The following is a 12,598-nucleotide window of genomic DNA, read 5'->3' on the forward strand; positions in this document are numbered from 1 at the left end:
CATTCTTTATCCTCGAATTGGATGCGAAGAGATACAGTGCCGTTGTCGCGATGGTTTTTAATATAGTTGACTAAATAACGCGGGCTTGGACCACGCATTAATAAGACAGCGACAAAGACAGAAAAAATGATAATTGCGATACCGATTGCCATAACTTTCAGCTCCTTCATACCTCTATTATACGGGAAAAGAGCTAAATAGTTCCATAAAAGCTATGACAACTCTGAATTAAGCCATTTCTTGCATACGTACAGCAGGAAGTTGGCTTAGAATCAATGCACCAATAAGCTGTAAGACTGTCTTGACGATAATTTGCCCGATAATCGCAGCAGGCACCGCTTCCCACGGTAGAATATTCGCACCAAGGGGACTTAATCCGATGATGACAAAGACGGCAGAATCGAGAATACCACCAACAATGCCACTATAAAAGACGCGCCAAGCCATAGGTAGTTTTAGGCGTGAATAAATTTCTGTATCGGCTGTTTCCGATAATAAAAAGGATAGCGCAGACGCCGCAACAATTAATAATGTATCACCAAGAGAAGCGGAAACGATAGCAGATAATAAAAGAGCCAGTGCAATTAAGCCATATGTTTTTTTACGCCCGTATTTATTTTGTACGAGGTCACGTAAAATGAATGTTGCGCCGATGAAGAAGGTCCCCATTGGTACGATAAATATCCCGAAGTGAAAGGGTGCGAGTGACGCGGTGACAACATTGGCTGTTACAATGCAAATTAAATAAAAAATCACACGAATCATGCCTTCACCTTCTTCTCTAAGTACAGCTCAAGCCCGTGCTTTCGTAATAAACAAGAAGGGCATTCCCCACATCCATCGGCGATAATGCCGTTATAACAAGTAAGCGTATTTTGACGGATATAATCAAGCACACCAAGCTCATCAGCAAGCGCCCATACTTCCGCCTTATTGCGCCACATAAGCGGTGTATGTAGAAGCAACTGCTCATCCATGGCCAAATTAATCGTCACATTTAAAGACTTCATAAAATTATCGCGACAATCGGGATAGCCACTAAAATCCGCTTCACTAACACCTGTAATAATATGCTGTGCCTCAATTTGACGCGCTAAAATACCAGCGAACGAAAAGAAGACAAGATTACGTCCTGGAACGAAGGTATTTGGTAACCCACCATTTTCTCCGGCCTGTACGTCGATATCATCTCGTGTTAAGGCATTCGGTGCTAATTGATTTAATAAATCCATATTTAAAATATATTGTTTGACCTGTTGTTCATCAGCAATTTTCGTCGCACAGTCTATTTCAAGCGCATGACGTTGGCCGTAATCAAATGTCACAACTGCTACTTCCTTAAAGCGTTTTAGTGCCCAAAAAAGGCAAGTTGTACTATCTTGACCGCCGCTAAATACGACAAGTGCTTTGTCTCGTTTTTCCATAAATAAGCTCCTCAATGAAAAAAGCGATACCCTAAAAGAGTATCGCTCTCTTAGTTTTTTTAGATGGTCGCTAAGAACATCTCGTGTTTATCGGTTATCTACTTTTTCAGGGTACATATCATGATTCATTAAGCGATGCATCGCCATGTCTTCATATTTTGTGGCGGGGCGTCCATAATTGCACCAGGGATCAATCGATAACCCGCCGCGTGGAGTGAATTTGCCCCATACTTCAATATAACGAGGCTCTAATAAGTTAATTAAGTCATCCATAATTTTATTCATGCAATCCTCGTGGAAATCACCGTGATTACGGAAACTAAATAAATAGAGCTTCAACGACTTGCTTTCGACCATTTTTTTGTCTGGAATATATGAAATATACACCGTCGCAAAGTCAGGCTGCTTCGTCATCGGACATAGACTTGTAAATTCAGGACAGTTGAATTTTACGAAAAAATCACGTTCCGCATGAAGATTGTCTACTGCCTCTAGTACCTCAGGAGCGTAGTTAAAAGCATAATTTGTGTGTTGATTACCAAGTAATGTTAAGTCACTTAGTCCTTGCTCATCTGTTCGTTGTGTCATGTTACTTCCTCCTTCCGCTAGAAGAAGAGAAAATATGAAAAAAAGCCGTATCCACTATCGGATACGGCATAACTGTCATATGATCCCATAGTTTTTTATAGAGGGTTTCAGCTATGAACCTCTTCTTTTAGCTTTATGCCTTTAATTTATCACAGTTATAAGAATTGCACAATATTTTCTTTAAAAAGAAAGATTGAGACGATAAATCATCCAGGTATCCATCTCTGTAAAGCCATATTTTTGATAAACCGGTTTTCCCATTGTAGAAGCTTCTAGCAGCAAGACCGGCACATGACGTTTTTTCGCTTCACTTACCAATTTATCGAGCAGAGCAGATGCAAGTCCTTGTCCACGATAAGAGGTATGTGTATAAACATTCGTGATATACCCTTTTATACCACTTGCATTCGTATAGCTTGGTGGAAAAGCATAAAAAATTACACCGGCTGTTGCAATGATTTCGTCCTGTTCTTCGACAATCCATTGTACAAGCGAATTATCTCTAAAATTGCGCTCAAAAAAAGTATTTAATTCATTGTCAATAATGGTATCCGGCGTACTGCCCTCATCAATTAATTGCCGTTTTCGTAGTTCGATTAAAACCGGAATATCTTGAGGTGTTGCAAGGCGGTATAGCATGGAACCAGCTCCTTTTTATTCAATATTTTAATAAAATGGTAATTTTTTGTTATAATAGTGAAAAAAGATAAGGGGTTGAAGAGTATTACTACTTTAGATGCTTGGCGATTTATAGAATCTATTTTACCAGGAGATTTACCAAAAAATGAAGATTTACGTGCTAATCTTTTTTCGGATTATCAAAAAAGACCAGCTGTATTACATAACGAATCTTATGATAGACAATTTTGGAAAGAAATACGCCCAAAAGAAGAGGAGAAATACGCATTCCGTTTCAGATATTATGCAGCTTTATACAATCAACAAGATTTAACAGAAACACTAAGAAACTTTTTCAATAGTAAAGAAGCCATCATTAATCAGGTTTATACAAAGTACTATAGTTATGCTTTTGATGTCAATGAGTTGGGCGAATATGTGGAAGGTAGTTTATTCATTCCACATTTGCAATTGATTTTAGCAGATATTGAGCGCCAAGGCATAATTGGCTATAGTGACTTTTCAAAACGGTACAATGAATATTATCAAATACTTGAAGAAGATGCTATAAAAACCTTTAAAAATGGTTTAAATGAAGAGTGTTTTGTCGAATTTCATAATAAATTTTCCACATTTTTCTCAACATTAGCTAAAGAGTATACAGTGAAAAAAGCAACTGTAAAAATCTTTGCCATCAAAAAACCTAAGGAAAATTCAAAAGAAATAACCGAAGATGTAATGCCGGAGTTTAATAGCTTCTTTTTAGATGATTTGTATAAGATTGGCAATCAACCAAATCGCACGCTTCAACAGTTTATAGAAGGTGTAGATTTAAAAGTAGATATTAATGAAAATAGAGCTTCTATCGAGGAAATGCTACAGCCTAAGAATTTACCTAATGGGCGATGGCCTTCTTTTGTACAACATCGTCTTTCATTGATGCAGCAAGTTGCAGTTAATCAAGTCTTGAATGGAAAAAATGCGATTTCATCTGTAAATGGACCACCAGGAACTGGTAAAACGACATTATTAAAAGATATTTTTGCAGACTTAATCGTTCAACGAGCGCAAAAAATGGCGGCATATTCTAATCCTATGGAATCCTTTTCAACGTATGCCACGGTGAAAATTGGCGATAAAGAGTTAAAATCCGTTATGCTGGCTCCTGAAATTGCGGCTTTTTCAATGGTTGTAGCATCTTGTAATAATGGTGCGGTTGAAAATATTTCAAAAGATTTACCGAAAAAAGCAGAAGTAAGCCGGTCGTTGAAAACGGAACCAACGACTAAATATGAAAAATGGGATACCGTTTACGCTAATGAAGCGGAGGATGTTAATTTCTTTTCAAATACAGCTTCTATTATTTTAGGTGGAGAAGAAAGCTGGGGGCTATTTTCAGCAGCATTTGGTAAATCTACTAACATAAAAAAAGTCGTCAATAGTTTGTTTGGTAACAAAGACAAAAATCAAGAATCCATTTTTAAGGAGTTAAATGCACCTTTGCCTAAAAATGCATGGCATGAAGCAGTTGATGAATTTCACACATTATTAGCAACAGTAGAAATGCGTAAAGTACAACTACAGCAATATGTTGAAACAATGCAACATTATCAACAAATAGTTGAGGATGTTTCACGAATGAAAGAACGACAGCAAAAATTGTACCAAGAATTGATAGATTTAGAACAAAAAGCTGAAAAGCACAAACAAATACTTGAATTATTAAAAGAGCAGGAACGTGCAACGAAAAAACCAGGTTTTTTTGCGAAATTAATGGGTAAGCAAACAGAGGAACAACAAAAAATTCTTCAAAAAATTGCTACTAAGGCGAATGAATTAGAGTAATTATTTATCACCCAGGAAGAAAAAGAAAAAGAGCAACACCAGTTAAATGGTCGATTACAACAGCAAGAGCAAAAATTAGAGAAGCTAAAAGAAGATAAGAAGCAGTTTAATGAAGAAAATGTTGAGCTCTCAACGGATGAGTTCTGGCAGTCTGCTAATTATGAAGAACGACAAAAAAATGTATTATGGCAAGCAGACCAATTAAATTTTGAACGTGGATTATTATTTCTAAAAGCATTAAAAGTGCATAAATATTTTATGATGAAGAATAGTAAATCAATGCATACAGCTATTACGATTTTTGCGAACCGTCAAGCTATTAATACAAATACAGAAGAAGGGCTCCAAATTATTCGTCATACTTGGAAAATCCTTCATCTACTTTTCCCATTAATGAGTACAACTTTTGCAAGCTTTGGAAGAATGTATAAAGAAATCGGGGCAGATTTTATTGACTATTTATTCATTGATGAGGCGGGACAAGCAAGTCCTCAACAGGCAGCTGGTGCTTTATGGCGTTCTAAGCATGCTATTGTTGTGGGAGATCCAATTCAAATCGAGCCGGTTGTTACATTAGATGCAGCTATACTGAGTGATGTCCGTAAAAAATTCGGTGTTAGCGAACAAAAACTAGGAACGACCGCATCTGTACAAGTAATGGCAGATTTGGCTAATCCGATGGGGACGTTGATTCAAGGTGAAATGGATGATATGCCTAAACGGTTAGGAATTCCTTTATGGGTGCATCGTCGCTGTTTAAATCCAATGTTTTCGATTGCGAATGATATTGCCTACAATAATCAAATGGTTATCGCAAATGATACACCAGGAAAAGGACAGTGGTTTGATAGTAGTGGTAAAGCAAGTACAGCGCAATATGTTCCTGCACATGGCGAACTAGCCGTTCGAAAATTTAAGGAGCATGTAAAAGAAAGTGCGAAGTTACCTAGTTTATTTATTATTACACCATTTACAGCTGTAAAAAAAGGATTAAAAGAAGCATTTGAAAAAGATAAAGAGGTCATGGCATTATCAGGTATAAAAAAATGGCTAGATAGTTCTATTGGAACAGTGCATACATTCCAAGGAAAAGAAGCGGATATTGTCTACTTTATTACAGGGACAGATAAAGAAACGGATGGGGCAGCAGAATGGTCTTGTCAGCAACCAAATCTGTTAAATGTAGCCGCAACACGTGCAAAAAAAGAATTTTATGTTATTGGAGAAAAAACACGCTTCAGTACGAAGAAATACTATAAAGAAATCATTTATTATTTTAATCAATTTAATTAATGAAAAGAGGCTAGGACATAAGTATAAAAGCAACCGCTCCTATGAGCATAAGAAAAACCGGAATCGTGCGGTGACGCGGTTCCGGTTTTTCGTTGCGAACACTAAAAAAGAAACATGACGTGTTTTGTCCCAGCCTCTTTTAGCTTTTCAATTCCTTTCAACGACCATATTTAGTAAAATAAAGCATATACTACTTATCCTTTTGCCAATGGTGAATCGTGTATGAGGAGGGATTTTCAATGAATGTAAAAGAACGTGTTTGGAAAGGTTTTATTGCACAGGATTCAGTTGATTTGACAATTCTCCCGGAGGAAGTGGCAACGTCTTGGCTGCATTGCCGAGCATTAGAGGTTGACCCATATGCACGTAAAAGTGAGGCAATCTTAACGCCGCCCCAATTACGTGAGCAGCAAAGGAAAAATGAACGATTGATTGCGCTTGTACAGCAGGAACTACGCATGTATGAGGCTTATTTCAAATTACAATTACCCATTTTTATTTTAACGGATGCAAATGGATACATATTGTGGCGCGACGGTCATGAGGGAACAAAACGCATTGCAAATGACATGTCATTTTCAGAAGGGCATCGCTGGCATGAGCAGGATGTTGGCACCAATGCGATTTCGTTAGCGATTCAGACGGGGGCTGTGATGTCACTGACAGGTTATGATCACTATGCGGTAGGCTCTCATGCATGGGCTTGTACTGCGGCGGCAATTTATGATGAGCATGATAAGGTATGTGCAGTACTAGACATTTCCTCACATTTAAACGATTCTGCGGCAGCACAAGAAGTAAATACGTTTATGAAGCTACTGACAGCAACGATTTCATCCAAAATAAAGTCACGTTATCTAGAAGAGAGAAAGCAACTTGTAGACTATAGCTATCATATGACACAGCCAGGGGTTGTCTGTGATGAATTTGAGCGTATTGTCAAAATCTCGTCGCAACTTTTTATTGAAGAGGCACAGTGGCAAGGACAACCAATTCATGCATTTTTAAAGGAACAAGTGCTACAAGCATTGCCACAGCCTATTTTTCTAGATGACCAAATGATTGGGTACTTTTATCCGATCGTACAGCAGGAAGAGGAAACAAAACAGTTTTTCTATCAAGGAGTGCCTTCTAAAAATGAAGCATATCGTGCATTTATGGCGCAAGTGGAAAAGGTGGCAAGTAGTCCATTACCCGTGCATATTTACGGGGAATCGGGAAGTGGGAAAGAAGTCATCGCCAAAACATTACATGAGAATAGCGCCGTTGCGAATGGGCCACTTGTAGCGATTAATTGCGGAGCCATTAGTGAAAGTTTATTAGAAAGTGAATTATTTGGTTATGCGCCGGGTGCCTTTACCGGGGCAAATGCGAAGGGCTATAAAGGGAAAATTGCCGAAGCGCATGGGGGTACATTATTTTTAGATGAAGTAGATAGTATGTCAAAGCGTATGCAAGCAGCGCTCTTACGCGTGTTAGAAAATCAAGAGGTGACCCGTATTGGTAGCACGAAGGTCGAGCGAGTATCATTTCGCATTGTGACCGCGAGTAACCGGGATTTACGTGCAGAAGTCGAAGCGGAAAATTTTCGAATGGATTTATTTTATCGACTATATGTTTGTCCGCTATCGATTCCGCCATTGCGTGAACGTAAGGAAGATATTTTCGTCTTTATGCAAGATTATTGTATGAAGAAAAATTGGTATCCTTATTGGCTCGCTACTGCCTATGAAGTGGCACAGCACTATGAGTGGTACGGCAATATTCGTGAGTTAAATAACTTTTTAGAGCGGCTACATGTCTATTATGAACATGTAGAACCAACGAGAGAACAACTGCAACAAACGATTGAAATGGGGACAATTGAACGGACAAAAAGAAAGCGTTTGCAACAAAATGTAGCGCCAATGTCTGAGGAGGAGAAGCAATTACGAGCCGTACTTGAACAGCATCATTATCACATTTCAAAGGCCGCCGCTGCGTTAGGAATGGCGCGCAGTACACTGTATCGTAAAATGACACGCTACAATTTGAAGTGAATTAAGACAAAAACGCAACAATGTGTTGCGTTTTTTTTATTTGTTCAAAAGAAAAATACCGGCGTGACGGCATTTTTAAAGTTGGCATGGTTTTTGCATAAAGAAAGGTGTAGGCAAAAGAATGGAGGGGGTAGCAGTGAAGCACTATGACGTAGTCGTCATTGGCGCAGGACCAGGGGGTTATGTAGCGGCTATTAAAGCGGCGCAGCAAGGGATGCAGGTGGCAGTCATCGAGAAGAAAAAGATTGGCGGCACTTGTTTAAATGTCGGCTGTATACCGTCAAAAGCATATTTAAAGCATGCCGAATGGTTATTAACTATGAAAGAGGCACAGGCATATGGTATTGAACATACAGTTGGGCCAATCCATTTCGACCAATTAGTAGCACGAAAAAATAGCGTCGTAACATCTTTACAAGGCGGTATTCATCATCTGTTTAAGCAAAATGAAATCGCTTACTTTGAAGGAGAAGCAACAATTACGCGCGACAAAACGGTGCAAGTAGGAGCGCAGCGCTTAACAGCAGATAAGCTTCTACTTGCGACGGGTAGTACACCATTTGTACCACCAATCAAAGGCATTGAAAATGTGCGCTATCATACGACTGATACATTTTTTGATATGACAACCTTACCGAATAAGCTTGTTATTATTGGAGGCGGCGTTATTGCAGTTGAGCTCGCTTTTGCGATGGCTCCGCTTGGTGTCGAGGTCAGTGTATTAGAAGTAGCACCCGACATTTTAGGAATAGAAGATGTAGCGGTTCGTACATTATTGAAAAAGAAATTACAAGAACTTGGCTGTACGGTGCACACCGGCATTACGCTACAACAGGTCACAGCAACAACCGTACACACATCAGTTGGAAACGTTGACTTTGACGAATTATTAGTGGCAACGGGACGCAAAGCGAATCTAGCGCTCGCTACGCAACTTGGCCTAAAGGCGGACCGATTTATCGAGGTCAATGCACATTATGAAACATCGGTGGATGGTGTATATGCGATTGGGGACGCGATTGGTGGCTATATGCTCGCTCATGCAGCGAGTGCAGAGGGCTTACATGCCGTCGCACATATGACCGGAGCCAATCCAGAACCTTTACAGCAAACACTCATTCCTCGTTGCATTTATACGACACCGGAAGTCGCAAGCTTTGGTTTAAGTGAAGAGGAGGCAAGAGCGAATGGCTATGATGTTCAAGTGAGCAGTATGCCGTTTAGCATTATTGGTAAAGCCATTGCCACGAATGACACAGAAGGATTTGTCAAAATCATTTCTGAAAAAACGTATAACGAAATTTTAGGCGCGGTTATTGTCGGCGCCCATGCGACAGAAATGATCCATACGATAATGGCTGTCAAAAAAGCAGAGGGCTGTGTTGATGAATTGGCAAATTTAACATTTGGGCATCCAAGTCTATCTGAACTGACAGGAGAGGTAGCGAACAGTCTGATTTCACAAGCGATACATGGCTAATTACAAGGAGGAATTACGATGAAAAAACTGACAAAACAAAAAGCGGCATGGATTTATGAAAAAATGAATGATATTCGCAATTTTGAGGATGAAGTACATCGCATTTTCACGAGTGGAGAGATTCCAGGGTTCGTGCATTTATATGCAGGAGAGGAAGCAGTGGCAACAGGTGTTTGTGCACATTTAACAGATGAAGATTATATTACAAGTACACACCGAGGTCACGGACATTGTATCGCAAAGGGTTGTGACTTAAATGGCATGATGGCAGAAATCTATGGCAAGGAAACGGGTCTTTGTAAGGGAAAGGGCGGCTCGATGCATATTGCTGATATTGATAAAGGCATGCTTGGTGCAAATGGGATGGTTGGCGGTGGATTCCCAATCGCTGTTGGTGCAGGACTGCGTAATCAATACTTAAAAACAGACAGTGTAGTTGTTTGCTTTTTCGGTGATGGTGCAGCCAATGAAGGTGGTTTCCACGAAGGCATTAATATGGCGGCGATTTGGAAGCTTCCGGTTATCTTTGTTTGTGAGAATAATATGTTCGCAGAATCGACGCCACAGTCTTATTCATCGGCTTCTAAAACCATTGCGCAGCGTGCGGCGGCGTATGATATTCCAGGTGTCAAAGTAGATGGCATGAACTTAAAAGAAGTATATGATGCGGCAGGCGAGGCGGTAGAGCGTGCGCGTAAAGGTGAAGGGCCAACACTAATTGAATGCCTCACATATCGTAAATATGGTCACTTTGAAGGGGACGAGCAAAAATATAAAGCAAAAGAGGGACCTGAAAAAGAGCATGCAGATACAGATTGTATTGAGCTATTCCGTAAAGAAGCGATTGCAGGACGTTTATTAACGGCAAAACAGGCAGATGATATTGAAGAAAAGTCGCGCCAGGATGTGGCGGCAGCAATTAAGTTTGCAGAGGAAAGCCCTGTACCCCGTCCAGAAGCATTACTAGAAGATGTATACGTAGACTAATAAAAGGAGTGAAGGAACATGACAAGAAAAATTACATTTATGCAGGCGATTAACGAGGCTTTGGATCAATCAATGGATCGTGATAATAACGTGATTTTGCTAGGTGAGGATATTGCCGGTGGCGCAACAATCGACCATCTAGGTAATGAAGGTGCATGGGGCGGTGTATTTGGCGTCACCAAGGGACTAGTTGAAAAACATGGTCGTGAGCGCGTCATTGATACGCCAATTTCTGAGATGGGCTATATGGGTGCTGCGGTAGGTGCAGCAGCAACTGGCTTACGTCCTGTACCGGAATTAATGTTTAATGACTTCCTTGGCTTCTGTTTCGATACATTACTCGCACAGGGCTCAAAAATGCGCTATATGTTTGGCGGAAAAGCGAAAATTCCGATGACGGTACGTACATGTCACGGCGCAGGAGCATCTGCTGCGGCTCAGCACTCAGGCTCTTACTACGGGATGCTAGGCTCGATTCCAGGGATTAAAGTGGTTGTGCCATCTAATCCATACGATGCCAAGGGACTGTTAAATGCGGCAATTGAAGACGATAATATTGTCATTTTCTCTGAGGACAAAACGCTGTATGGGATTAAAGACGAGGTTCCAGAAGATTATTATACAGTGGAAATTGGTAAGGCTAAGGTGAAGCGAGAGGGCAGCGATTTGACGATTGTGACGATTGGGAAAATGCTGTATGTCGCAAATGATGTAGCGGATGCTCTTGAAAAGGATGGGGTTAGCGTAGAGGTGATTGATCTTGTAACGGCGGCACCGTGGGACCAAGACACGATTGTGAATTCTGTGAAGAAAACAGGGCGTCTAATTATTATTGATGAAGCGAATCCGCATAATAATACAGCCACAGACATTTCATCCGTTGTCGCGAATAAGGCATTCGACTATTTAGATGGACCAATTAAATGTGTTTGTGCACCAAATACGCCCGTACCATTTGCAACAAACTTAGAGCAATTATACTTACCGAATAAAGAAAAAGTACTTGATGTAGCGGCTGAATTAATTCAAGATTTAAAAAAATCGTAGGGCGGTGATCGTATGGCAACAGCAATTTTAATGCCAAAGCTTGGCTTAACAATGACAGAAGGTACTGTTGACGCATGGTATAAACAGGCAGGAGATTCAGTTGAAAAGGGTGAGGTCATCGCGACGATTAGCTCGGAGAAATTGACGCATGACGTGGAAGCCCCAGAAGCGGGTGTTTTGCAAATTGTGACAGCAGAAGAACAGGAGCAAGTATGCAAGGAGCCAATTGGCTATGTTGGTGCAGCTGGTGAGGAGGTTGCAACCGTAGCGGTCCCAGAAGAGCCTGTGATTTCTAATGAAGCTACAGCAGAAGCACCGATTGAAGTGAAAGCGCCAGTAAGACAGCAAGGTACACGTATTTTTATTACACCAATTGCACGAAAAATAGCAGCAGAACGTGGCTATGATTATACGCAAATCCCAGGTACGGGTGGCAATGGTCGTATTACACGACGTGATGTGGAAAGCTACGTGTCGGTAGCTGAAGCGGCACCGGTAAAAGCTATCAGTAATACCGGTGAAGGACTAACAGGTATGCGAAAAGTGATTGCAAAACGCATGCACGCAAGTCTTCATGACACCGCACAAGTAACGTTACATCGTAAAGCAAATATTAGCTCATTAATGAAATTCCGCGAAAAAATGAAGAAAAAATTGGGGGACGAAGGCAAAGCATCGCTCGGCATTAATGTCCTGCTAACGCGCGCGGTCGTACTCGCACTAAAAGACCATCCTGAAATGAATGCTTCTTACGCAAATGGGGAGCATACTAAACATGAGGCGATTCATATTGGTATGGCAGTGGCAGTGGATGCCGGCTTAATTGTACCAGTTATGCGCGATGCAACCAATCAATCTTTATCACAGCTTGCGGATAGCCTGCAAAATGTCGCAACGGGTGCGCGTAATAATACCCTAAGCAGTGATTTATTAAGTGGTTCAACCTTCACCATATCAAATCTAGGGCATGCCGGAGTAGAATATTTTACGCCAATTTTAAATACACCAGAAATCGGCATTTTAGGCGTTGGCGCATTATCTACAAAGCTTGTATTTACTAAAAAAGGCAAAGTGAAAGAACAGCAGGAACTACCACTAAGCTTAACATTTGATCACCAGGTGGTAGACGGAGCACCGGCAGGCGAATTTTTACAAACAATCTGTCAGTATTTAGAGAATCCGTATCGATTGGTGTTTTAGAAGCAGTGGCATACCTTCTTTTTCTTATCTAAAAGCGTAGTTTATACAATTAATAAAAACACCTCCAAAATCATGGA

11 protein-coding genes and 1 riboswitch are annotated in these 12,598 nt (G+C 40.5%); of the genes, 7 read left to right on the top strand and 4 right to left on the bottom strand.

The window, feature by feature from the left end:
* Nucleotides 1-228 precede the first annotated feature (228 nt).
* The 4 genes from KTHG_RS12220 to KTHG_RS12235 all read right to left on the bottom strand — a co-directional run bounded on the left by KTHG_RS12220 (nt 229) and on the right by KTHG_RS12235 (nt 2,651).
* Nucleotides 229-762: a VUT family protein gene (locus KTHG_RS12220; protein WP_139994267.1), complete on the bottom strand. Its 534-nt coding sequence runs from the start codon at nt 760-762 to the stop codon at nt 229-231.
* On the bottom strand, nt 762-1,424 hold the full coding sequence (queC, locus tag KTHG_RS12225; RefSeq protein WP_139993898.1) for a 7-cyano-7-deazaguanine synthase QueC: 663 nt from the start codon (nt 1,422-1,424) through the stop codon (nt 762-764). The genes KTHG_RS12220 and queC overlap by 1 nt, the downstream gene beginning before the upstream one ends.
* An 87-nt stretch (nt 1,425-1,511) precedes the next feature.
* Nucleotides 1,512-2,012 carry a preQ(1) synthase gene (gene queF, locus KTHG_RS12230; RefSeq protein ID WP_139993900.1) on the bottom strand — a complete coding sequence of 167 codons (501 nt, stop codon included), beginning with the start codon at nt 2,010-2,012 and terminating at the stop codon, nt 1,512-1,514.
* 81 nt (nt 2,013-2,093) lie between these two features.
* A riboswitch (PreQ1 riboswitch) is annotated at nt 2,094-2,140 on the bottom strand.
* A 52-nt stretch (nt 2,141-2,192) separates the two neighbouring features.
* Nucleotides 2,193-2,651 carry a GNAT family N-acetyltransferase gene (locus KTHG_RS12235; RefSeq protein WP_126989375.1) on the bottom strand — a complete coding sequence of 153 codons (459 nt, stop codon included), beginning with the start codon at nt 2,649-2,651 and terminating at the stop codon, nt 2,193-2,195.
* A 75-nt stretch (nt 2,652-2,726) separates the two neighbouring features.
* On the opposite strand from KTHG_RS12235, the gene KTHG_RS12240 reads away from it, so the two are divergent.
* The 7 genes from KTHG_RS12240 to KTHG_RS12270 all read left to right on the top strand — a co-directional run bounded on the left by KTHG_RS12240 (nt 2,727) and on the right by KTHG_RS12270 (nt 12,521).
* On the top strand, nt 2,727-4,475 hold the full coding sequence (locus KTHG_RS12240) for a hypothetical protein (protein ID WP_139993902.1): 1,749 nt from the start codon (nt 2,727-2,729) through the stop codon (nt 4,473-4,475).
* Nucleotides 4,476-4,733: 258 nt separating this feature from the next.
* The gene (locus KTHG_RS12245) at nt 4,734-5,768 is read left to right on the top strand and encodes a DEAD/DEAH box helicase (RefSeq protein ID WP_139993904.1); all 1,035 of its coding nucleotides are present in this window, start codon (nt 4,734-4,736) and stop codon (nt 5,766-5,768) included.
* Between the two features lie 239 nt (nt 5,769-6,007).
* A complete protein-coding gene (locus KTHG_RS12250; protein ID WP_139993906.1) occupies nt 6,008-7,807 on the top strand; it encodes a sigma-54-dependent Fis family transcriptional regulator in 1,800 nt (599 codons plus the stop codon).
* A 136-nt stretch (nt 7,808-7,943) separates the two neighbouring features.
* Nucleotides 7,944-9,287: a dihydrolipoyl dehydrogenase gene (lpdA, locus tag KTHG_RS12255; RefSeq protein ID WP_139993908.1), complete on the top strand. Its 1,344-nt coding sequence runs from the start codon at nt 7,944-7,946 to the stop codon at nt 9,285-9,287.
* An 18-nt stretch (nt 9,288-9,305) separates the two neighbouring features.
* Nucleotides 9,306-10,274 carry a thiamine pyrophosphate-dependent dehydrogenase E1 component subunit alpha gene (locus KTHG_RS12260; protein ID WP_126989378.1) on the top strand — a complete coding sequence of 323 codons (969 nt, stop codon included), beginning with the start codon at nt 9,306-9,308 and terminating at the stop codon, nt 10,272-10,274.
* 18 nt (nt 10,275-10,292) lie between these two features.
* Nucleotides 10,293-11,321 (top strand): alpha-ketoacid dehydrogenase subunit beta, encoded by a 1,029-nt coding sequence (locus KTHG_RS12265; RefSeq protein WP_126989379.1) that lies wholly within the window; start codon nt 10,293-10,295, stop codon nt 11,319-11,321.
* Between the two features lie 12 nt (nt 11,322-11,333).
* Complete coding sequence (locus KTHG_RS12270) at nt 11,334-12,521, top strand: dihydrolipoamide acetyltransferase family protein (RefSeq protein ID WP_139993910.1); 1,188 nt, start codon at nt 11,334-11,336, stop codon at nt 12,519-12,521.
* The last annotated feature ends 77 nt before the right edge of the window (nt 12,522-12,598 follow it).

This window comes from Kurthia sp. Dielmo, from assembly GCF_000307285.2.
Taxonomy (GTDB): Bacteria; Bacillota; Bacilli; order Bacillales_A; family Planococcaceae; genus Kurthia; species Kurthia populi.

Coding starts and splice junctions, on each gene's coding strand:
- queC (WP_139993898.1), bottom strand. CDS start 1,424: ATGGAAAAACGAGACAAAGCACTTGTCGTATTTAGCGGCGGTCAAGAT.
- queF (WP_139993900.1), bottom strand. CDS start 2,012: ATGACACAACGAACAGATGAGCAAGGACTAAGTGACTTAACATTACTT.
- KTHG_RS12235 (WP_126989375.1), bottom strand. CDS start 2,651: ATGCTATACCGCCTTGCAACACCTCAAGATATTCCGGTTTTAATCGAA.
- KTHG_RS12245 (WP_139993904.1), top strand. CDS start 4,734: ATGATGAAGAATAGTAAATCAATGCATACAGCTATTACGATTTTTGCG.
- KTHG_RS12250 (WP_139993906.1), top strand. CDS start 6,008: ATGAATGTAAAAGAACGTGTTTGGAAAGGTTTTATTGCACAGGATTCA.
- KTHG_RS12260 (WP_126989378.1), top strand. CDS start 9,306: ATGAAAAAACTGACAAAACAAAAAGCGGCATGGATTTATGAAAAAATG.
- KTHG_RS12265 (WP_126989379.1), top strand. CDS start 10,293: ATGACAAGAAAAATTACATTTATGCAGGCGATTAACGAGGCTTTGGAT.
- KTHG_RS12270 (WP_139993910.1), top strand. CDS start 11,334: ATGGCAACAGCAATTTTAATGCCAAAGCTTGGCTTAACAATGACAGAA.